22 protein-coding genes and 1 pseudogene are annotated in these 21,666 nt (G+C 65.4%); 16 read left to right on the plus strand and 7 right to left on the minus strand.

All coding sequences use genetic code 11. The annotated features are described in order from the left end of the window. Position 1: 1 nt before the first annotated feature. The gene (locus tag BX592_RS28135; RefSeq protein WP_134196560.1) at positions 2 to 1,000 is read right to left on the minus strand and encodes an FAD binding domain-containing protein; all 999 of its coding nucleotides are present in this window, start codon (positions 998 to 1,000) and stop codon (positions 2 to 4) included. Continuing rightward, a complete protein-coding gene (locus BX592_RS28140; protein WP_134196561.1) occupies positions 997 to 1,635 on the minus strand; it encodes a (2Fe-2S)-binding protein in 639 nt (212 codons plus the stop codon). Before BX592_RS28140 ends, BX592_RS28135 begins: the two co-directional genes overlap by 4 nt. A 268-nt stretch (positions 1,636 to 1,903) precedes the next feature. Here BX592_RS28140 and BX592_RS28145 point away from each other — a divergent pair, with 268 nt between their 5' ends. Both BX592_RS28145 and BX592_RS28150 read left to right on the plus strand, forming a co-directional pair. Next, positions 1,904 to 2,179 (plus strand): hypothetical protein, encoded by a 276-nt coding sequence (locus BX592_RS28145; protein ID WP_208327991.1) that lies wholly within the window; start codon positions 1,904 to 1,906, stop codon positions 2,177 to 2,179. A gap of 204 nt (positions 2,180 to 2,383) precedes the next feature. Next, entirely contained in the window at positions 2,384 to 3,553 is a 1,170-nt protein-coding gene (locus BX592_RS28150) for an HlyD family secretion protein (protein WP_134196585.1), read from the plus strand. A 34-nt stretch (positions 3,554 to 3,587) separates the two neighbouring features. Here BX592_RS28150 and BX592_RS28155 read toward each other — a convergent pair whose 3' ends face one another. Further along, a complete protein-coding gene (locus BX592_RS28155) occupies positions 3,588 to 3,830 on the minus strand; it encodes a hypothetical protein (RefSeq protein ID WP_134196562.1) in 243 nt (80 codons plus the stop codon). 179 nt (positions 3,831 to 4,009) lie between these two features. On the opposite strand from BX592_RS28155, the gene BX592_RS28160 reads away from it, so the two are divergent. From BX592_RS28160 to BX592_RS28180, 6 genes are all read left to right on the plus strand, one after another. Next, positions 4,010 to 6,220: a VTT domain-containing protein gene (locus BX592_RS28160; protein ID WP_134196563.1), complete on the plus strand. Its 2,211-nt coding sequence runs from the start codon at positions 4,010 to 4,012 to the stop codon at positions 6,218 to 6,220. A gap of 11 nt (positions 6,221 to 6,231) precedes the next feature. Beyond that, entirely contained in the window at positions 6,232 to 6,363 is a 132-nt protein-coding gene (locus BX592_RS34935) for a hypothetical protein (protein ID WP_279589210.1), read from the plus strand. Then, positions 6,305 to 7,093: an endonuclease/exonuclease/phosphatase family protein gene (locus tag BX592_RS28165; RefSeq protein ID WP_377681552.1), complete on the plus strand. Its 789-nt coding sequence runs from the start codon at positions 6,305 to 6,307 to the stop codon at positions 7,091 to 7,093. The genes BX592_RS34935 and BX592_RS28165 overlap by 59 nt, the downstream gene beginning before the upstream one ends. Positions 7,094 to 7,243: 150 nt before the next feature. Next, on the plus strand, positions 7,244 to 8,905 hold the full coding sequence (locus BX592_RS28170) for a DHA2 family efflux MFS transporter permease subunit (protein ID WP_134196565.1): 1,662 nt from the start codon (positions 7,244 to 7,246) through the stop codon (positions 8,903 to 8,905). Between the two features lie 112 nt (positions 8,906 to 9,017). Then, positions 9,018 to 10,736, plus strand: coding sequence for an efflux transporter outer membrane subunit (locus BX592_RS28175; RefSeq protein WP_134196586.1), 1,719 nt, complete (start codon positions 9,018 to 9,020; stop codon positions 10,734 to 10,736). 168 nt (positions 10,737 to 10,904) lie between these two features. Then, positions 10,905 to 11,936 carry a glycosyltransferase family 2 protein gene (locus BX592_RS28180; protein ID WP_134196566.1) on the plus strand — a complete coding sequence of 344 codons (1,032 nt, stop codon included), beginning with the start codon at positions 10,905 to 10,907 and terminating at the stop codon, positions 11,934 to 11,936. Between the two features lie 80 nt (positions 11,937 to 12,016). Here BX592_RS28180 and BX592_RS28185 read toward each other — a convergent pair whose 3' ends face one another. Together BX592_RS28185 and BX592_RS28190 are read right to left on the minus strand one after the other, a co-directional pair. Then, positions 12,017 to 12,589 (minus strand): hypothetical protein, encoded by a 573-nt coding sequence (locus BX592_RS28185; RefSeq protein ID WP_134196567.1) that lies wholly within the window; start codon positions 12,587 to 12,589, stop codon positions 12,017 to 12,019. A 177-nt stretch (positions 12,590 to 12,766) separates the two neighbouring features. Next, complete coding sequence (locus BX592_RS28190; RefSeq protein ID WP_134196568.1) at positions 12,767 to 13,138, minus strand: chemotaxis protein; 372 nt, start codon at positions 13,136 to 13,138, stop codon at positions 12,767 to 12,769. 277 nt (positions 13,139 to 13,415) lie between these two features. Here BX592_RS28190 and BX592_RS34940 point away from each other — a divergent pair, with 277 nt between their 5' ends. From BX592_RS34940 to BX592_RS28230, 7 genes are all read left to right on the plus strand, one after another. Beyond that, positions 13,416 to 14,993: a methyl-accepting chemotaxis protein gene (locus BX592_RS34940; protein WP_166676489.1), complete on the plus strand. Its 1,578-nt coding sequence runs from the start codon at positions 13,416 to 13,418 to the stop codon at positions 14,991 to 14,993. Positions 14,994 to 15,416: 423 nt separating this feature from the next. After that, complete coding sequence (locus BX592_RS28200; protein ID WP_134196570.1) at positions 15,417 to 15,929, plus strand: PRC-barrel domain-containing protein; 513 nt, start codon at positions 15,417 to 15,419, stop codon at positions 15,927 to 15,929. Between the two features lie 46 nt (positions 15,930 to 15,975). Next, positions 15,976 to 16,548 (plus strand): DUF4142 domain-containing protein, encoded by a 573-nt coding sequence (locus BX592_RS28205; RefSeq protein WP_134196571.1) that lies wholly within the window; start codon positions 15,976 to 15,978, stop codon positions 16,546 to 16,548. Between the two features lie 27 nt (positions 16,549 to 16,575). Next, positions 16,576 to 17,289 carry a UdgX family uracil-DNA binding protein gene (locus BX592_RS28210; protein ID WP_134196572.1) on the plus strand — a complete coding sequence of 238 codons (714 nt, stop codon included), beginning with the start codon at positions 16,576 to 16,578 and terminating at the stop codon, positions 17,287 to 17,289. A 500-nt stretch (positions 17,290 to 17,789) separates the two neighbouring features. Further along, entirely contained in the window at positions 17,790 to 18,239 is a 450-nt protein-coding gene (locus tag BX592_RS28220) for a PRC-barrel domain-containing protein (RefSeq protein WP_134196574.1), read from the plus strand. Between the two features lie 298 nt (positions 18,240 to 18,537). Then, positions 18,538 to 19,878 (plus strand): MFS transporter, encoded by a 1,341-nt coding sequence (locus tag BX592_RS28225; RefSeq protein WP_134196575.1) that lies wholly within the window; start codon positions 18,538 to 18,540, stop codon positions 19,876 to 19,878. A gap of 145 nt (positions 19,879 to 20,023) precedes the next feature. Next, positions 20,024 to 20,464: a hypothetical protein gene (locus BX592_RS28230; RefSeq protein WP_134196587.1), complete on the plus strand. Its 441-nt coding sequence runs from the start codon at positions 20,024 to 20,026 to the stop codon at positions 20,462 to 20,464. A 50-nt stretch (positions 20,465 to 20,514) separates the two neighbouring features. Here the strand turns inward: BX592_RS28230 and BX592_RS28235 are convergent, their stop codons facing one another. Further along, a complete protein-coding gene (locus BX592_RS28235) occupies positions 20,515 to 20,751 on the minus strand; it encodes a hypothetical protein (protein ID WP_134196576.1) in 237 nt (78 codons plus the stop codon). A gap of 183 nt (positions 20,752 to 20,934) precedes the next feature. On the opposite strand from BX592_RS28235, the gene BX592_RS34045 reads away from it, so the two are divergent. Next, positions 20,935 to 21,105, plus strand: coding sequence for a hypothetical protein (locus tag BX592_RS34045; RefSeq protein ID WP_166676490.1), 171 nt, complete (start codon positions 20,935 to 20,937; stop codon positions 21,103 to 21,105). 330 nt (positions 21,106 to 21,435) lie between these two features. On the opposite strand, the pseudogene BX592_RS28240 reads toward BX592_RS34045, so the two are convergent. Further along, positions 21,436 to 21,666 (minus strand): annotated as a pseudogene (locus BX592_RS28240) (alpha-ketoglutarate permease); the annotation flags it as partial.

A 21,666-nucleotide genomic window follows, 5' to 3' on the forward strand; every position in this document is an offset into this window, starting at 1 on the left:
GTCATTCACTCCTGCAGTCGCGCTGCGTGGCGATTTCGAAAGCGCGCACCACCGCGCGCGTCACCAGTTCGATCTTGAACGCGTTGCCGCGCCGGCCATGCGCAGCGCGCACCAGCGCACCCGCGAAGCGGCGCACGATAGCGGCCGACAGCGGCATGCCGCGCAACATCGCTTCGGCTTCGAAGTCGCGCCAGGGTTTGTGCGCGACGCCACCCAGCGCGCAGCGCACGTCGCGCATCGCGTCGCCGTCAAGCTCCACCGCGAGCGCGACCGACACCAGCGCGAATGCATACGACGCGCGCTCGCGAATCTTCAGATACGCGTGATGCGTCGCGAAGCCCGCGGCCGGCAATTCGACCGCGGTGACGATCTCGCCGGGTGCGAGGTTGGTATCGATCTCAGGCCGCTCGCCCGGCAGCCGGTGGAAGTCCGCGAACGGAATCGCACGCGGCCCGTTCGGGCCATCGGTATGCACGCTTGCATCGAGCGCGGACAGCGCGACACACATATCCGACGGATGCACGGCAATGCAATGTTCGCTCGCACCGAGAATCGCGTGCATCCGGTTCACGCCTTCGAGCGCCGGACAGCCACTACCCGGCTCGCGTTTATTGCACGGCAGGCCCGGGTCGTAGAAGTACGCGCAGCGCGTGCGTTGCAGCAGGTTGCCGCCGATCGTCGCCGCATTGCGGATCTGCGCGGATGCACCGGCGAGAATCGCCTTCGACAGCAGCGGATAACGTTCGACGATCGTGCGCTCGCGCGCCGCCGCGCTATTCGTGACGAGCGCGCCGATGCGCAGACCGCCTTCAGGCGTCGCGTCGATCGATTTCAGCGGCAGCCGCGTAATGTCGATCAGGCAGTCCGGACGTTCGACATTCACACGAATCAGATCGACCAGGTTCGTGCCGCCGGCGACGAATGCGGCGTGCGGCGCGCTGCGATGCTGCGCGAGCGCGTCGCTGACGTCGGAGGCCCTTGCGTACGAAAAGCGGTTCATGCGCGGGCTCCTTTCGGCGGGTGGCCTTGCGGGTGTGATGGAGCGTGCGATTGCGCTTGCGATTGCGCGGATTGGCTATCGCGTTCACCGGCGCGATCACGCAAACCGGCCACCTGTTCGATCGCCGCGACGATATTCACGTAAGCGCCGCAACGGCACAGATTGCCGCTCATCGCCTCGCGAATCTCATCGCGCGAGTGCAATTCGCCTTCGTCGAGCAACGCGACCGCCGAACAGATCTGCCCGGGCGTGCAGTAGCCGCACTGGAACGCGTCGTGATCGATAAATGCCTGCTGCATCGGATGCAGCGTGCCGCCTTGCGCGAGACCTTCGATGGTCGTGATCGACGCACCGTCGTACACCGCGGCGAGCGCGAGGCACGTATTGATCCGCTGGCCGCCGACAATCGCGGTGCACGCGCCGCATTGCCCGTGGTCGCAGCCCTTGTGCGTGCCAGTGAGCCCGCACGTTTCGCGCAGCAGATCGAGCAGCGTGGTCCACGGCTCGATGTCGAAGCTGCGTGTCGCGCCGTTGATATCGAACGTCACCGCGACGCGCTGGATAGCGGGCGGGTTGACGTCGAGTTCGGGTCCATCGCCGTTGCGGGGAACATCGTTTGTGTCGTTGGTCTGCATGGACGGCTCCTTCGACGCGCGTGGGTGGAGTGGGATGGACGTGCCTTGATGCGGGCCGCAATCGTTATACCTGGCCGCGCGGTGGCGATGCACGGCGCTCCGCGCGGCGCGCGGCCGGCGCGAAATATCTACATTCGCAGCGGGAAAGCATTGCAACCGCATCGCAGCCCGCGCGAGCCATGCACTGGGTTTGCCGCATCGCCGCATCGGGCGACGCGGAACGCGACTTGCTGAAGCGCTTGTCACAGTTCAATCCACGGAGAATTTCATGCTCGGCCACGAAATGCCCCGCAACAAACCGCGCGTGGCGCCGTCGCGCGTCTGTTTTGCTTTCGCACTATCCGGCAAGTCGGCGCCCAAACGCCACGACGAAAAGCATCCGCATTCGGAACGCTCGGAAAAGGAAATCGACCAGGCTGTCGAGGACACGTTCCCCGCCAGCGATCCGCCCGCGACCGGCGGCACGACGCGCATCGACCCGGCTTCTTCGCCCGACAAGGACCGGTCCGGCCGTCCCGCTTCGGACCAGGGCGGCAAGCCGTGATGCTGGCAACCGGCCACTGTCTGAACGACCTGAACAAACGTGTGGCGCGCCATGGCTGAAGGTCCGGCGCAGGAACCCGGTGCGCATGAAGGGCTGCGCGGCGAACGCCGTGCGGCAAGCGACCGCGAACACGATGTGAAGCGCGGTGAACAGGGCCGGCGGGAAGAGTCGACGCACCGCACGTCGCGTGATGACGATCGGCGCATGTCGGGCGAGGCGGATCGCAACGTCCGCGCGGCAAGCGCCGCCGGCGATCGCGATGACGCGCACCACGACGACAGCGCACACCAATCGGACAATGACGGTAACGGCAAAGACAGCGACGACCCGGACAAAAAGCCGCGCAGCCGCAAACCGCTGATCATTCTCGCCGCGCTGGTGCTGGTGCTGATCGCCGGCGCCGGCATCTGGGCATTCGCAACCCGCAACGAGGTCAGCACCGACGATGCGTACACCGACGGCAATGCGATCACGATTGCGCCGAAGGTGTCGGGCTACGTCGTCACGCTCGCGGTCAACGACAACACGCACGTTCACCGAGGCGATCTGCTGGTGGTGATCGACAAGCGCGACTACGTCGCCGCGGTCGATCAGGCGAAGGCACAACTTGGCCTCGCGCAGGCGCAACTGCAGTCCGCGCAGGTCCAGCTCGATATCGCACGGGTCCAGTATCCGGCGCAATTCCAGCAGGCGAAGGCACAGGTGCGCTCCGCGCAGGCGAACCTCACGCAAGCGCAGGCCGCGTATCAGCGGCAGCATTCAGTCGACGTTCGCGCGACGTCGCAGCAGAACATCGACGCCGCCGACGCACAGCAGCAAACCGCCAGTGCAAGCGTACAGCAGGCGCGCGCGCAACTGCAGACGGCGAGCCTCGTGCCGCAGCAGATTCGCCAGACCCAGGCGGCCGTCGCCGAACGGCAGCAACAGGTCGAGCAGGCACGCGCGCAACTCGAGCAGGCCGAATTGAACCTGTCGTATTGCGAGATCCGCGCGCCATCGGACGGCTGGGTCACCCGGCGCAACGTGCAATACGGCAGCTTCCTGCAGGCGGGCACCTCGCTCTTTTCGATTGTCACGCCGCAGGTTTGGGTGACTGCGAACTTCAAGGAGTCGCAACTGACGCGAATGCGCGCCGGCGACAAGGTGAAAGTGGATATCGACGCGTACCCGGATCTCGAACTGCACGGCCACGTCGACAGTATCCAGCTCGGCAGCGGCTCGCGTTTTTCCGCATTCCCCGCGGAAAACGCAACCGGCAACTTCGTGAAAATCGTGCAACGGGTGCCGGTAAAGATCCTGATCGATAGCGGGATGCCGGACGATCATCCGTTGCCGCTCGGGCTTTCCGTGACGCCGAAGGTTTATCTGAAATAGTGCTGAAAGCACGCGTGAATCGCGTGGCCGGCGCTCACCAGTCGGGATCGTTGAATTCCTGCCGGTAGTCGTACGCGTGGTTGAACAGCCGGTGCGGGCGCCCGCTTGCCTGCAGCACCTCGCGCCAGCTGCTCAGTTCGGCGAGCGAGTTCGTGTGCAACGCCGCATAGGCCTTGCCGTTCTGGCCATCGCCGGGAAAGAATTCGATCGGGCCGCCGTCGGCGATCATCAGCATGCGGACGTCCGTTTGCAGGAGCTGCATTTCGTATTGGGTCATGCGCGTTCTCCTTTCCGGTGATCTTTAACAGCCCCGCGAAACATCAACAGACAAGAGCAAGCCGCATTCCCGGCGCGCCGCTCGCGCGACCCGCGACACACGCACCGACGGGTGCGGCACAGCCCGTGCTTCGCACGTCAAACCACGTCAAACCGTGAAGCAACGGAGCCACCCGTTCAATGATGATGCGCGAGGCAGGACAAATACTGGACGACCCATCGGCGGACCCTGGCCGCCCCCCTTCTTCCACGCCGCCCGACGCGTGGCTGGAACCCGGGCGCACCTGCGAATGGTTACGGTGCGCGAACCGCCTGCGCGTGCTGATCGATGCCGCCGACTATTTCGATGCGGTGCGCGCCGCGATGGCACGTGCGCGCAATACGATTTTCATTGTCGGCTGGGATATCGACAGCCGTCTGCAATTGACACCCGAAGGGGCACGCGACGGGCTGCCCGCCGGCCTTGCCGATTTTCTCTGCGCGCTCGTCGAAAAGCAACGGCATTTGCGCATCTACGTGCTCGCATGGGACTTCGCGATGCTTTATGCGTTCGAGCGCGAGTGGCTGCCGGTGTACAAGCTCGGCTGGCGCACGCATCGCCGTGTGCGCTTTCAGCTTGACGGCCGTCATCCGCTGGGCGGATCGCATCATCAGAAGATTGTCGTCGTCGATGACCGCGTCGCGTTCGCCGGCGGCATCGATCTGACCCGCTCGCGCTGGGACACGCCCGAGCACGAGCCGCACGCGCCGCTGCGCCGCAACGCGAACGCGGCGCCGTATCAGCCGATGCACGACGTGCACGCGATGTTCGACGGCCCGGCGGCCGCGGCGCTCGGCGAACTGGCGCGCGAGCGCTGGCGGCGCGCGTCGGCGCGGCGCATCGAACTGCCGCCGGTATGCGGGACTGCGGCAGGCGCCGCCGATACCGCGTGCTCCGACCCTTGGCCCGAGCATGTGCGCGCCGATATCGAAAACGTCGAACTCGGTATCGCGCTGACCGAGCCCGCGTATGCGAACCGCGCCGGTGTCCAGCAGATCGAGCGGATGTATCTCGACGCGATCGCGCGGGCGCGCGACAGCATCTATATCGAGAATCAGTACTTCACCGCGAGCCGGGTCGGCGCCGCGCTGGCGGCCAGCCTCGCGCAGCCGAACGGCCCGGACATCGCGGTGGTCGGCCCCGAACGTCAGACCGGGTGGCTTCAGCACACGACGATGGGCGTGATGCGCGCGCGCCTGCATAGGCTGATCAAGCAGTCGGACCAGCACGGCCACTATGCGATGCTCGCGCCGACGATCGGCGGGACCGCGCACGATGAGTTCATCAATGTGCATAGCAAGTTGATGACCGTCGACGACGAGTTGCTGCTGATCGGTAGCGCGAACCTGAACAACCGCTCGATGGTGCTCGATACCGAATGCAATATCGCGCTCGACGCGCGCGGCGACCCGCGCGTGCGCGCGATGATCGCGTCGGTGCGCGACCGGCTGCTTGCCGAACATCTGGACACCACGCCCGCCGCGGTCGCCAGCGCGCTCGCGACGCAGCGGCTGAACACCGCCATTGCATCGCTGCGGCACGGCGAGCGCACGCTCGCGGCGCTCGACCCGGTCGTGCCCGACGAATCGGGCGAACTGGCCACGCGGATGTCGGTGTTCGATCCTGAAGCGCCGCTCGCGCCACAAGAACTCGTCCGCCAGTTTCTGCCGGAGGCGGAAAGCCGGCCGCTGCGCGGCAAACTGCTCGCGCTCGGCAGCTTCGCGCTGTTCGTCGCGGTGCTCGCGGTGCTGTGGCGCTTTACGCCGCTACGCGACATGCTGAGTTTTGCCGCGCTGGTGCATGCGGCGCACGAGTTGCACGGCTCGCGCTTCGGGCCGCTGGCGATCGTCGCGGTGTATGTGCTCGCCGCCAGCGTGTCGGTGCCGGTCACGCTGCTGATCGCGGTCAGCGGCTTCGTGTTCGGCGCGCTCGCCGGCAGCGCATACGCGTTCAGCGGCACGCTGATTTCGGCGGCGCTCACCTATTACGCGGGCGCGGCACTTGGCCACGATGCGGTGCGGGATCTGGCCGGCTCGCGCATCAACCGGATCAGCGAAAAACTCGGCAAAAAAGGCTTCGTCGCGATCGTGATCGCGCGCATCGTGCCGGTTGCGCCGTTCACACTGATCAATCTGGTCGCCGGCGCGTCGCATATCGGTCTTCGCGACTATCTCGCCGGCACCGCACTCGGAATGGCGCCGGGGATCGTGCTCGCGACGACGTTTGCGCAGCAACTGGTCGCCGCGGTTCACCATCCGTCGCTGACCGGCATTTTGCTGGTCGCTGCGATCGGTGCGGTGCTGGTCGGGCTGTCGGTCGCGCTGCACCGGTTTTTCGCGCGCCGCTCGTGAAGGCACCGCTCATGAAGGCCCCAATCGCCGCCTCGATGGATTACCCCCTCAAACGCGCCTGTGAACGCATCGATGAAAGGACCTATGAATGGACCTATGAACGCGCCTATGCACGCGCTGATGAACGAATCCTCGCTGCATGAACGATTCGCGGCGTCAACGCAAACGGACAGCACCGCAACCGACGCGCGTGTGCTGCGCATCGCGACTTACAACATCCACGGCGCGATCGGCAGCGACCGCGTGTATGCGCCGCGGCGCATCGCCGATGTGATCGCCGAACTCGATGCGGACATCGTCGCGCTGCAGGAAGTGCCGCTTGGCGGCCACGATGCGCCCGACGTGCTGCCAATCCTGCGCGACGCGACCGATATGCTCGCGATCTCCGGCCCGACCCTCGATACGCCTGAGCGGCGCTATGGCAACGCGGTGCTGACACGGCTACCGGTGCGCGCCGCACGCACGCTAAACCTGTCGTTCGGCAAGCGCGAAGCGCGCGGCGCGCTCGACGTCGATATCGCGAGCGCGGGCGGCATGCTGCGCATCGTCGCGACCCATCTCGGTCTGTCCGCACGCGAACGGCGCACGCAGATCGCATCGCTGATCGCCGCATTCGATACGCCGGCGCTGCCGGTGATCCTGCTCGGCGATATCAACGAGTGGTTCGTCTGGGGGCATGCACTGCGCGCGCTCGTCACGCACTTCAAGGCGGCGCCGGCGCCGCGCACGTTTCCGTCGATCTGGCCGGTGTTGTCGCTGGACCGCATCTGGATGCACCCGGTCGAGCGGCTGGTCGACATCCGCGCGCATCGCAGTGCGCTGGCACGCCGAGCGTCGGACCATCTGCCGCTTGTCGCGCATATCCAGGTGTGACTCGAATGCGTGACGCGTGCGCGCAGTGAAAGTGTCGGGCGTGGGCCTTGCTGAAGAACTCACATTGATGCAGTGCGGCGCATTCGCATCGCATCGTTCCCGCCCTTCGCTCGCAAGGAAATTCAATGAAGAAGCCCGCGTTCCGGTTCGATGAGCACGACCCACGGTAGTCCTGCCGCGAGCGGCAAGCGCCGCAATGGCGGCGACCGTGGCAACGGTGGTAGCAACCGCCGCGATCGTGCGAGCGCGCCGCGCGACGATGCATGGCGACCGTCCGCGAACCCGTGGGTCATTGCGATCGTCGTCACGCTGGCCGCGTTCATGGAAGTGCTGGACACGACGATCGTCAATGTCGCGTTGCCGCATATTGCGGGCACGATGTCCGCGAGCTACGACGAAGCGACCTGGACCTTGACCTCGTACCTGGTCGCCAATGGCATCGTGCTGCCGATCTCCGCATTTTTTGCGCGCGTGCTCGGCCGCAAGCGCTACTTCGTGATCTGCATCATCGCGTTCACTGTGTGTTCGTTCCTGTGCGGCATCGCGACCGACCTGTGGCAGCTGATCGTATTCCGGCTGCTGCAAGGCTTCTTCGGCGGCGGTCTGCAGCCGAACCAGCAGTCGATCATTCTCGACACGTTCCCGCCCGCGCAACGCGGCCGCGCGTTCTCGATCTCCGCGGTCGCGATCGTCGTCGCGCCGGTGCTCGGCCCGACGCTCGGCGGCTGGATTACCGATAACTTCACGTGGCGCTGGGTGTTTCTGCTGAATGTGCCGGTCGGCATCCTGACGTCGATCGCGGTGATGCAGCTGGTCGAAGATCCGCCGTGGGAACGCAAGCGCACCGGCAAGGTATCGATCGACTATATCGGCATCGGGCTGATCTCGATCGGCCTCGGCTGCCTGCAGGTGATGCTCGATCGCGGCGAAGACGACGACTGGTTCGGCTCGAACTTTATCCGCCTGTTCGCGGTGCTCGCGGTGTTGGGCATTTGCGGCGCGATTGCGTGGCTGTTGTACACGAAGAAGCCGGTGGTCGACCTGCGCTGCCTGAAAGACCGCAATTTCGCGCTTGGCTGCGTATCGATCGCGGTGTTCGCAGTGATCCTGTATGGCAGCGCGGTGCTCGTGCCGCAGCTCGCGCAGCAGCAGCTCGGCTATACGGCGACGCTCGCGGGTCTCGTGCTGTCGCCGGGCGCGGTGCTGATCACGCTGCAGATTCCTGTCATCAGCCGGCTGATGCCGTATGTGCAGACGCGATCGCTGGTCACGATCGGCTTCATGCTGATGGCGCTCGCGCTCGTGTACGCGCATACGCTGACGCCGGACATCGATTACGCCACGCTAGTGAAGATGCGCAGCGCGCAGTCGATCGCGATCGGCTTCCTGTTCGTGCCGATCACGACGCTTGCGTATCTGACCGTGCCGCAGCGGCTGCACAACGATGCATCCGCGCTGTTCACGATGTGCCGTAACGTGGCCGGGTCGATCGGTATTTCGTTGTCGACCGCGCTGATCCGCGAACGCAGCCAGGCGCGCATGGCGCATCTCGCCGAGCATATGACACCGCTATCGCAGAACTATAGCGACGCGCTGCAGCGAAATACGCAGGCGGTGATGGACTACGCCGGGCAGCCGCGAATGCAGGCGATGCAAACGGCGACCGGGCATCTGTATCAGACTTTCGTCAGCCAGGCGACGATTCTCGCGTATGTCGACGTGTTCGCGATGCTGTCGATCTTTTGCATGCTGTGCATTCCGCTCACGTTTTACTTTTCGCCGGCGAAGGCGTCCGGCGGCGGAGCGCACTGACATGATGCCGAACAGCAAGCGCTGCGCGCGGGATGGGTCGAAAGTCTACCGGTGCGGCGGGCGTGCAAGCTGCGGCGATAAGTGCCCGTCCTCGCGCGCCAGCCGCACACCGATGCGGCAAGCGGGCACTCATGCGTTTCTGGCGTTGCTATGCGCGACGCTGACCGCGTGCGCAGTCGGCCCCGATTTCAAGGCGCCGGAAGGCCTCGGTAAAGACCCGCCCGCGCACTGGCGCGATCCGCAGCGCGCACCCGATGCGAGCGCGTCCGGACAGGCACCGAAACCCGGCGCGGGCGCCGCGAAGGTGCCCGATGCGACAAGCGTTTCATCGAAACCGACCGAAGACTCGGACCCCGACCCACTCTGGTGGCGCAGCTTCAACGACCCGACGCTCGACCGGCTGATCGAGCGTGCCGCGCAAAGCAATCTCGACTTGCGCGAAGCGGTGCTGCGCATCGTCGAGGCGCGCGCGCAGGCGCAAGGCGCGGCCGCGCAGGGTCTGCCGAATGTGCGCGCGACCGGCAGCTATACGCGTGAGCAACTCGGCATCAAGGGCTTTGTCGACGACGCGAACGTCAACAGCCGTATCGACCAGCTCGGTGCGCCCGGTTCGCCGGTCAACCAGATTGCGCCGGGCGCGGGCGCCACGGTCCAAAGCGGCGCGCGCAATCTGGTGAACCGGCTCGAGCAGCCGGTCAACCTGTGGCAAGCCGGCTTCGATGCATCGTGGGAACTCGATCTGTTCGGTCGCGTGCGGCGCTCGGTCGAGGCCGCGAACGCGCAGACCGAAGCCGCCGTCGAGAGCCGCAACGATGCGCTGCTGTCGCTCGAAGGCGAAGTCGCGCAGACCTACGTGCAGTTGCGCGGCGCACAGGCGCAGCTCGATATCGCAAAACGCCTGGTCGACGAGCAGGACGGCGTGCTGAAGCTCACGCAAAGCCAGGCGAAGGTCGGGCTCGCGAGCCAGCAGGATGTGCAGAGCGCGGCCGCGCAGCTCGAATCGACGCGCGCACAGTTGCCGCAATTCGAGCAGCAGATCGTGCAGGCGTTGAACGGGTTGTCGTATCTGCTCGCCGAGCCGCCTGGCGCACTCGACGACGAACTGTCGACGCCGTCCGCGGTGCCGCCGGTGCCGCCCGTCGTCGCGACCGGCGTGCCGTCGACGCTCGCGCGGCGCCGTCCGGATATCCGCCGTGCGGAAGCCGATCTGCATGCGGCGACGGCCAACGTCGGCGTCGCGGTCGCGCAGTTCTATCCCGACATTTCGCTGACGGGGCAAATCGGTTTGCGCGGCACGCATGCGAGCGATCTCGCGCGCTGGTCGCATCTGTTCTACTCGTTCGGTCCGTCGATTTCGCTGCCGGTCTTTCAGGGCGGCGCGCTCGTGTCGAACCTGCACGTCACGCAGGCGCAGCAGGCGCAGGCCGCGCTCGAATACCGCAAGACGGTGCTGCTCGCGCTGCGCGACGTCGACAACGCGCTCGCGGTGTACCGGACCGACCAGGCGCGGCGCACGTCGCTCGAGCGCAGTGCAAGCGCGCAGCAGGACGCGTTCGATCTCGCGCGCGAGAGCTACCGGAAAGGACTGACGAACTTCATCAACGTGCTCGACGCGGAACGGCAGCTGTCGCAAGTGCGGCAGCAGTATGCGCAAAGCACGACGCAGGTCAGCACCGATCTGGTCGCGCTATATAAGGCGCTCGGCGGCGGCTGGACGCAAACGTCCGGCACGCAGTCCGGTTCGTTGCAGGATGCGCCCGCCGCCGCGCCGGCGACGGCCGGCGGCATGCACCCTGCGTCCCAGGCGCTGAACGCACCAGCTGGGGGCTGAGCGCGGTGAAGTGGAACGCGCGCCGCCCGCGATTGACAAAATGCAGCGACACGAGCGACAAAGAACACACCTTTGCCCGCTACAGGTATATCGTTTGCAATGAGTGGTTAGCGCACAGCGACAAAAGCTATCGCGCATCGATATCGTCTCCTCATTGGCAGATCGATCATGCCCAGACCCACGCCCGCCCCGCCGCGCATTTCAGTGGTCGTACTGACGCGTGATCGCGCCGGTCAGCTAGTGGGCACGCTCGCGCGTCTCACGTCGTTGCCCGAGCAGCCGCCGGTGTTCGTCGCGGACAACGCGTCGTGCGACGACACCGTCAAACTCGTCGATATGCTGTTTCCGCAGGTGCGCGTGGTCCAGTGCTGCGCCGATCTGGGCGCCGCGGCGCGCAACCGCGCGGTCGCGTGCGTGCGCACCGACTATGTCGCGTTCTGCGACGACGATAGCTGGTGGGAAGCCGGTTCGCTCGCGCGGGCGGTGAAGCTGCTCGACGGTGCACCGCAGGTCGCGGTGCTCAGTGCGCGCGTTATCGATGGTACAAGCGGCATCACCGATCCGGCTTGCGCGCGCATGGCCGCGAGTCCGCTGACCGTGCCCGGCTGGCCCGAGCCGGCGTTGGCCGGTTATCTCGCCGGGGCCTGCGTGTTTCGTACTGCGGTGTTCCGGGCAGTCGGCGGGTATGAGCCGCGGCTCGTGATCGGCGGCGAGGAAGCGCTGGTTGCGCTCGACGTATTGAGCGCGGGCCACGCGATCGGCTATTGCCGCGAGCTGACGGTGCGCCGCACGGCGCCGGTGGTTCGGGATGACGGCGCGGTGCGCGCGAATGACTGCGAACGCGCCGCCGACCACGGCCCACGCCGCGACGACGACGTTGCGCTACGAAGGCGCTTGCTGGCGCGCAATGCGGCATGGGTCGCGTGGCTGCGTCTGCCGTGGCTTGAGGTTTGCCGCACCACCTTCGGCGCGCTCGCGATGTTTGCGCGCGAGCATGCGTTGTGGCGCGATGGCCGGAAGATGATCGGCGGACTCGGGTGGGCGCTTGCGAACCGCCACAGGGTCAGCGCACAGGTGCTCGCGATGCGCGCCGAAGTGCGAGCCGCCGAGCGGCGTCTTGCACGCGGCGGCTTGCGGGCCGACCGCGATGCGCAGCACGCGAAGCATACCGTCGCCGAACCGCGATCGCACGACCACTGACGTTCGATGGAAGGCACTGCACCGCCTGGCGCGCCGCGCGAGGCGTGATGGACGCCACGCGCGCCGCGCGCGGCCTGGTTTTACGCGCGGCCTTCGCCGATCTCCACCGGCGCGCGTGTCGGATCAAAATCGGCCCAGCGCCCGTGCTGCCAGCGGCCGGTCGCGCGCTCGATATCGGCGCCACCCGCTTCACGCAGCGTCTGCGCGGCGCGCGGCTGCGTCTGCGGCGTCACGTGCACGGCGAGCAGCACGCCCGAGTCGCGCGTCTCGTGGTGCACACGCTCGCCAGGCGCGGGTCTGCCGGCGCTACGCGTGCGGTTCATCGCGCCAATCAGCGAGCCGACGTACGCGCCGACGCCGGCCGCAATCGCCGATACCAGCAGCGGCGCCGCAAACGCGGCAAATACGCCGACGCCGACGATCGCGCCGATCATCGCGCCAATCGTCACACCCATGCCCGCGCCCTTCGGCGCGTCGGTCGACGCCGCATCCTTGTTGACGTCGCCGCCAATCGGATAACGCGCGTGCTGGCCGCGTGGATTAACAAAAAAGAGCGATACGTCCTCTTCAACGAAGCCCTCCGAGAACAGCCGTTCGGCGGCCGACTCGGCAGCCGGAAATGTAGTGAAACGTGCGGCAACGATCAGCGACATGGTGCCTCCCTTTTCAGGTCACGATGTTGGACATGCCGGCGCTGAATGCCGGCCCGGCAACGTCCGCAGCGATCGCTATGCAGCAAGGCGTGCGCCCGCGCCGATCGTGCTCATCACGCAACCGCCCGCGCGTCGCCCGCTTCGCAAGATCGCGCGGTATCGACGCGATCGGCGCGCTTAGCGGCGCGGCGGTCGATCCTGCCCGGCGGTTTCGTCGCCGCCCGCCTGATCGCTGACATCGCGCTGGGACGGATCGATGACCCGGTCGACATCGATATCGCTGTTCTCGTCGAGGGTCGAGTCGCCATCGGCCGCCGCGCGCTCGCCGGTGCCAAACCGGTCGGTGTCGCTCGCCAGTTCCTCGTCGCCGGTTTCGAGCGCATGGTTATCCAGCTCGGTATCGCGGTCGAATTCATGACGCTTCGCGCCCGCGACATCGCTTCCGCTATCGGACGAGTCGCTCGGGCCCAGTGTGCCGGTGGTGTTGGCGGTCTGTTTCACGGTCGGGCGATCGAGATCGCCTTCATCAGGGTTCAAGGTGCTGCCCATCTATCCCTCCTTGTGCGGTTGGTCCACCCGGGATGGGCGCAATATCCGTTCCGCGGACCGCCGCGGTGCTTGGCGCGCGTCCCGCCTTATCGTCCGGTCTCTATCGGGTCGTGTTCCTTTTCGTTGAGGCGTCAACGATGCGTGCGCCGGGAACGCATCCCAACATATGGAAGAAGGAGTATTCGTTGACCTGTCTAAAGTTCGATCCGCGCAAGCCGTTACCCAGATAACAACAACCCTGCTCGTACTACGCACGTCGAAACAAGCTGGAGACCTCATGAAAATATCGATCAAGTTGCGCCTCGCTGTCGCTATGTTTCTGCTCGGCTGTCTGCTGTCGCTAGTCGGAATTCTGGGCCTGACCGGCATGTCCAGCAGCAATGACGCGAATCGCGAGACGTACGCGAACAAATTGCCGCGCGTGGTCTACATCGGCGATTCGGAGATCGTACTGACCCGCCAGCGTGCCGCGCTGCTGCGCGCCGCGCTCGACCCGACGTCATCGGAACTCGAAAGTATCATTACGAAATCACAGGGGTTCGCGAAGCAGTCGCACGAGCTGTGGGACAAATATCTGGCGCTGCCGCGCAGCACGGACGAAGACCAGTTGACGCAGCAGGTCATTCGCACCCGCAACGCGATGGACAAGGGGCTCGACGACTACATCGCCGCGTTGCGCAGCGGCGACAAGCAGGCGATCACGAAAGCGGGCCTCGTGAACAACGACCTCTATGCCGATTTCAACAAGGCCGGTGAAAAGCTGCGCCACTTCCAGTTCTCGACCGCGAAGGATGACTACGAAACGCAGCAGCGCGGTTTCTCGCTATTTCGCGGCGTGATTATTGGCGCGATCGTGCTCGGCCTCGCGGCGGCCGTCTATAGCTGGTATAGCTTGCGTCGCGCGATCGCGCGGCCGCTCGAATCGGCGCTGTCGCATTTCGAGCACATCGCGGCCGGGGATCTGACGCACCGGGTCGAAGTGACGTCGCGCGACGAAATGGGCCAGTTGATGAACGGCCTCGCGAAAATGCGCGACAGTCTCGCGCATACCGTGCGCACGGTTCGCAAAGGCAGCGATGCGATCGCGACCGCGACGCGCGAAGTCGCCGCAGGCAATCTCGACCTGTCCGCACGCACCGAAGAACAAGCCGCGTCGCTGCAGCAAACCGCGGCGAGCATGGAGGAATTGTCCGGCACCGTGAAGCAGAACGCGGACAACGTGCGCGAAGCGGCGAACATGTCGATGACCGCCTCCGGCACCGCCGACAAAGGCAGCGATGTCGTGCAGCGGGTAGTCGAAACGATGACTGGTATCGACGAAAGCTCGAGCCGCATCGGCGACATCATCAGCATTATTGAAGGCATCGCATTCCAGACCAATATTCTCGCGCTCAATGCGGCAGTCGAAGCCGCGCGCGCGGGCGAACAGGGCCGAGGCTTCGCGGTGGTCGCGGCTGAAGTGCGCAGTCTCGCGCAGCGCTCGTCGAGCGCCGCGAAGGAGATCAAGCAGTTGATCGAGCAATCGGTCGAGCGCGTGAAGGTGGGCACGACGCTGGTCGGCGAGGCCGGCGAGACGATGACGGAAATTATCGGATCGGTGAAACGCGTGACCGACATCATGGGCGAAATTGCGGCCGCGACGCACGAGCAGACCAACGGCATCGACCAGGTGTCGCATGCGGTTACGCAGATGGATGAAGTCACGCAGCAAAACGCCGCGCTCGTCGAGCAGGCAAGCGCCGCGGCTGCGTCGCTGGAAGACCAGGCGCGCGCGCTGCGCGATGCGGTCTCGGTTTTCAAGCTCGCCGACGATGCCGCGTCGCACGCGCGTATGCCGATGCGCGCTGCGGCGTGATGCCGAAAGCGGGCGGCGGCGTACGGCAGCAACACGCCGCAGCGCCCTCGGACCGCCGGACCGGCTGTACAGAGAACCCGTGGCTCTATCGAGCCACGGGTTTTTTTACGCGCTGTGTCGCGCCGCAGGCGAGGTTGCCGCAGGCGCTGCGCATGTTGATGTCGGCAACGAGCGGCGTGGCGCGCCGCCGCGTCCGCTTACGCGCAAGAAATTCCGCACTACTGCCGTACATCAAGTGCTGCCCTTGGTATGCGTCCTACATCACGCTTGATACATCGCGGCCGCTCCATCTCCCATCCTGCTGGGCATACGGCTTGCGCAAACCTGCGGCATAGCCGTTGCTCGATCTTCGGTACATCGCGCGGTCACTCGCGGCCGCTGATGGACCGACAGGGATCAGCACGACCACCAGGGAGAAACATCATGACGACGCTCAACCAACCGGCAAGCAGCGCAGGCGCGCGTGTCACCGGCAAAGGGGCTAGTACGGCCGACGGCCCGGGCCCCAATGTGATGGCGGCGGCCACACTCGATGGCAACAAGGTGCTGTGCGCCGACGGCGATACAGCAGGCAAGGTCAAGGACATCATGCTCGACGTGCGCACCGGGCGCATCGCGTATGTGGTGATGTCGAGCGGCGGCTTTCTCGGCATCGGCGACAAGCTGTTCGCGATTCCGTGGAGCGTGCTCACGCTCGACACCGATCGCGAGTGCTTCGTGCTTAACGTCGACTCACAGCGTGTCAAGGATGCGCCGGGATTTGATCAGGATCACTGGCCGTCGATGGCGGACCGCGGATGGGCAACCTCGGTTCACGACTACTACGGCAGCGAGCCGTATTGGGGTGCGCATACGGCGCTGCAAGACCCGCTCGCGGACCCGCTCAATGAAATGGGCGATGCGCTCGAAGGAGGACGCGGTGAATTGCGGCGTTGAACGGTGACGCGCAAGCATCGACCCGTAACCTGTAACGGAGGTTTTTATGAAGTATCGCTATCAGGCCGCCGTCATCGCGGCCCTTTCCGTCGCGCCGCTCGTCGCGGGCGTCAATATCGCCTACGCGCAGAACGCCGCGCATGGCCCGAGCGCGTCATCGACCAATGGTTCACAGGCACTATCCGACACTGACCGCCAGTTCGTGCATACCGCATCGGTTGCGGGCGCAACGGAAATCGATGCGGCGAAACTGGCATTGCATCGGTCGAACGACAAGGACGTGAAGCAGTTCGCGACGCATATGATCGCCGACCATACGAAGCTTGCCGCGCAGTTGAAAATGGCGGTCCCGCATGGCGTCGAAACGCCGCAAGGCGCCGATACCGCGGCGCTCGACAGCATCCGTTCGCTAAAGGGCGCGGAGTTCGATTCCGCGTATATCAGCAAGTTCGGCGTGCAAGGCCACAAGGACGCGATCGCGGCGTTCCAGGACGAAGCGCAGAACGGTCAGGATGCAAGCCTGAAAAAGACCGCACAAAAGGCATTGCCGACCATCCAGCACCATTACGCAATGGCTGAGGAACTTGCGAAGAAGAAAGGCGCGTTGGCGAGCCGATGACGCCGGTCGCACCGCGGAGCCCTCGTGATGAGCACGCATGACAAGCCGCCGCGCGACGCCGGGAGAGACCCTGTCGCCAAAAAAGCAAACCGCGAGGGCGCTGGCAAAGGCAGCGGCGCGCCCGACGTCGACCCACATCAGCAGCCCGCGCGCCTTGACGTGTGCCGTCGCTGCGCGTTATGGCACGACGCGACGCAGCCGGTGCCCGGTGCCGGACCGCGGCGCGCACCGATCATGATGGTCGGCGAGCAGCCGGGCGACAGAGAAGATCGTGCCGGTAAACCGTTCGTCGGGCCCGCAGGGCAACTGCTCGACGACGCGCTCGCCGCCGCGGGTGTCGATCGCAACGACGTCTACGTGACCAATGCGGTCAAGCACTTCAAGTGGGAACCGCGCGGCAAACGCCGGATGCACAAGACGCCGGCGCAGCGCGAAATCGACGCGTGCCGTTACTGGCTGGACAAGGAGTTGTCGACGGTGGCACCGGTCGTCGTGGTGGCGCTTGGTGCGACCGCGTTGAAGGCACTGCTCGAAACGCGCACCGCGTCGCTGACGACGGTGATCGGCAAGGTGCTCGAGCATGGCGGGCGCCGTGTCGTTCCGGTATGGCATCCGTCGTACGCATTGCGTGCGCCCGATCCGCAGACGCGCGAACGCGTATATGCGGATATCGTCGAAGCGTTACGCGAGGCGGGCAGACTCGCCCGCGATGCGGGCGAGCGGGTCAAGGACCGGCGCTGATTGATTCACGCAAACCCGTTACGCAGCCGGTTACGCAGCCGGTTACGCAGCCCGTTGCGCAAATCCGTGCCCACTCCGTGCTCACCCGCGCTCGTCCGGACCACCGCTGCAAATTCGCGCCCGACCGTGTACGGTAGCGGCTGGTCGCGCTTGCCTGACTGAGTTAGTCGCCCGGATACCCGGCGCACGGGCCTGTCATCGGCGATACGCAGACAGTGGAATAGTCCGCGGTCCAGTCCAGGCTCTTCGTGACCTTGACTGCGTTCTGCAATCCGGGGCTGTTTTCGTACGCAATAAACGACGAGCACACGACGGCAGACAACACGACCAGCGAAAATGCAATCCTTTCAAATACTTGATACCGATGCGGCATGACGATTCTCAAATTTTTGCGAGCGTCGACATTCTATCTTAAATAAGGGTTTTTACCTAGGGGTAATCTCCTAGGCAGATCTTTCCGTTGCTTTCGCCCACGTGGGCCAACTAAAAAAGGAGTCGATATGAAAGCGTTTTTCCCAGCCGCATTTGTTCGGGCCGCGACCGCCGCCGCGGTGCTCGCCGCCGCAGCCAGCGCTCATGCGCAGGTCGCCGGCACGCAGACACTTGGCGTCAGCGTCGAGCAGTCGCAGGCGCTGCTGCAAGGCTGGAGTGCCAAGAAGAGCATTCTCGGAAAACCGGTCTACAACGACTCAAACGAAAAAATCGGCTCGATTTTTGACATCGTGATCGCGCCGGACGGCTCGGTATCCGCAGCCGTCGTGTCGACGGGCGGCTTCCTCGGCGTCGCGTCGCATAACGTCGCGGTGCCGATCCAGGCGCTCAATTTCCGCGACGGCAACTTCTATCTGCCGGGCGCGACGAAGGACGCACTGAAGGCGACGCCGGCGTTCCAGTACAGCAAAGTCGACAAGCCGAAAAAACCGCAGAAGACGCAATCGCAAGCGGAGTAATCGGAGGCGTGCGGCCTGATGGGTCGAAGACGGCGCACGCGCGTCGTCACCCTGCTTTATCGGCGCCTGTGTCGCGTCTTCGCGCAGTCCTCTCGCAGACCCTTCATCGTTTGCTCGCGGTTTTCTCGCGCGCTTTCCTGCGCGCTTTCCTGCGGTCTTCGCGCTGTTTCCATTAAACTCCCCCCGCTTGGGCGCGCCGGCCGGCGCCCGCTCCGATCAGCCAGTTCGTTAGCCAGTCATCCGCCACCGGCCGTCCGGATGCGGCGCTGCGGCTCTCGCCGGGCACAACAACAACACGATGAACGAACCGTCATCCGATCGTCCCGATAGTCCCGATAGTCCCGTTGATTTAAATCGCCGCGGCCGCGCCCGTCGAAGCGCCGAAAGCAACGCCGCCGCGCCGTCCGCCAGCGACGTACGCGAGCACCTGCCGCTAAGCGGCGCATTCCAGCGCTTCTGGTGCACGCGCGTGCTGTCGTCGCTATCGTTCCAGATGCTCGCGGTCGCGATGGGCTGGCATATCTACGCGCTGACGAAAAGCGCGCTGGCGCTCGGCATCGTCGGGCTCGCGCAGTTCCTGCCGATGTTCGCGTTGACACTCGTAGTCGGCCATGTCGCCGATCGCTACGACCGCCGGCGTATCGCCGCGGTTTGCCAGGCGGTCGAGTGCGCGGCCGCCGCCGTCTTCGCGTTCGGCACTTACGCCGGCTGGCTCGATGCGCCGATCATTTATGGGCTCGCCGCCTGTGTCGGCGCGGCGCGTGCGTTCGAGTCGCCGGCCGTGGCTGCGCTGTTGCCGGCGGTCGTGCCGCGCACGCTGCTGCCCCGCGCGACCGCCTGGTCGACTTCGGCGAACCAGGCCGCGCAAATCGTCGGCCCGGCGCTCGGCGGGTTGCTGTACGGTATCGGCGCCGGTCCCGCGTATCTCGCGTGTTCGCTGAGCTTTGCCGCGGCGGCGCTGCTCGTGTCGAGCATTCCACTGCGCGCGAAACCCGCGACGCGCACGCCGGTAACGCTCGAGTCGGTGTTCTCGGGTATTCGCTTTATCTTTAGCGAGCCGGTCATCCTCGGCGCGCTGTCACTCGATCTGTTCGCCGTGTTGTTCGGCGGCGCCACCGCACTGCTGCCGGTATTCGCCCGTGATTTCCTGCATACGGGCCCGCTTGGGCTGGGTCTGCTGCGCTCCGCATCGGCGATCGGCGCGCTCGCCGGCACGCTGTGGCTCGCGCGCTTTCCGTTGAAGCATCGGCCGGGCTTCGTGATGTTTTGCGGCGTAATCGTGTTCGGTATTGCGACCGCCGTGTTCGGGCTGTCGCATCAGTACATCGTGTCGTTACTGGCGTTGATGGTGCTCGGCGCATCGGACGTGATCAGCGTCGTCGTGCGCCTGTCGCTCGTGCAATTGCGCACGCCGGACGAGATGCTGGGCCGCGTCAGCGCGGTCAACTCGCTGTTCGTCGGCACGTCGAATCAGCTCGGCGAGTTCGAATCGGGCCTCACAGCCGGCTGGTGGGGCGCGCGGCGCGCGGTGCTGGCCGGCGGTCTGGCGACGGTCGCCATTGCGTTCTTATGGATGCGCTTCTTTCCCGAATTGAAGCAAACGCGTTCGCTCGATCGCGAAGCCGATCGCGCCGGTTGAGCGCGCAGGAACGGAGTGTGCTACGCAGGTTCCTGTGCCGATCTGGACCGGGGAGCTGCCGATGAAAACACCCTGTTCGCGCTTGTTCAGCGCTGCGACTACGGTTCACCCTACTGTGCTCGACATCGTAAGACGACCATGCCTGATGGCGACGTATGCGGCCGTCGCTGCTGCCACGGTTGCGCTGTCGCTGGCCGCGCTCGCCCCGGCGACGGCGCGCGCCGACGACGCACCGAGCCCTTGCGCCGCGCTTAAACGGATCGTCGCAGCCGCGCCGAACGGCTTCGCGCAACTGTCGCCCGCCGACGGCCGGGGCGTCGCGCAGCCGTACGGTGACGATGCGCAATGCAGTGCCGCGCATGCGAGCTTTCAGTGCGTATGGACGCCGCATAGCGATGCCGGCTCGAACAGCGCGGCACTGGAAGCGGTGGCGGCGGACATCGCGTCGTGCCTGCCGGACGCCACGCACGACGTCAATTCACCGGCGCGCCAGCACTTTTACATTGGCGCGCGTGACGCGCGCACACAGATCACCGCGACGACTGCCGGCGCGAACCGACTCAAACTGGTGGTATCGGGCAAATAGCCGCACTTCGGCGTCGTGTTTCGCGGGCGCTCGTCGCGGCCGACGACCGCTCATGATTGCGCGCGATACCAGACGCGAATGCCCGAGTACCAGTGACTGACGCTGGTGTCGTCGCCGGAACCGAACGTCGACAGGCTCTCCACGTTGATCACGTCGACACCCTGCTGCGCAATCCATGCATTCGCGCGCTCGACCAATGTCGCCGCGCTTTCATACACATGCCCTTTGATCAAATGGCGCTGCACGACCTGCCGCTCGAAATCTTCGAATGCGATTTTTGTCGTCATCGGGGTGTCTCCTCGTGGACTGTGCGACGCCGTGCATCGGGCCCCGCGCAGTGCGGCCTGGCGGAATTCGAGTCTAGCAAACGCTATCGCGAATCCGCGCGCGGACACCGGCGGCATGTGGCCGCGGTGCGGGATCGATGTTTGCTGATTCGCTAACGGGTACGGCTTCAATGGAGCAGAGAAATGACTCAAACGTCCAACCAGCCAGGCGGCGATGTCCATCATCCGAGCCAGCCGAAACACAACGACAACGAAAAGAGCAAGATGCCCGAGCGGCAGGATCAAAACCGTAAGCAGGCGCCGTCGGACCGACCGGGCAAAAAGCCCGGAGAAGGGGAAACGCCGGTCGGTTGAGTGTGCCGGAGCTGACGCAAACCGCTGGCTTTGGAGCTTGTTTGCCGGGCGCGCAGATACGTGGTGCGTGCTGCGGTGTTTTGGCGCGATGCGTCTCTTCGGCGCAATGCATTGCAATACCGCGCTGCGTTGCGGCGTTTGCGGCGTTTGCGGCGTTTGCGGCTTTCGCGACGTGCAAATGTGCAGACCGATCGCATATCGCCTGCCTGAACGCAAAAACGGCGGCCCGGATTGTCCGAGGCCGCCGTTCTGACCGCGCGTTGCAGCGATGCGGGGCGTCAAGCGTAGCCGATATTCACCGGCGTGCTGCCCTCACCGGTAGCGCGTCGATTACGGTTCGTCGCGCAGATAACCGACCTTCGACGGATCGCGCATCTTGAGCGACACGAGCCCCGCGATCGCGCACAGCGCCGTGACGTACCAGAAGAACATTGACTCGACGCCCGCCTGCTTGAGCCACAGCGCAACATATTCGGCCGAGCCACCGAAGATCGCATTGGCCACCGCGTACGACAGCCCGACGCCGAGCGCGCGCACTTCAGGCGGGAACATCTCCGCCTT

Source organism: Paraburkholderia rhizosphaerae, from assembly GCF_004366595.1.
GTDB classification, from domain to species: Bacteria; Pseudomonadota; Gammaproteobacteria; order Burkholderiales; family Burkholderiaceae; genus Paraburkholderia; species Paraburkholderia rhizosphaerae.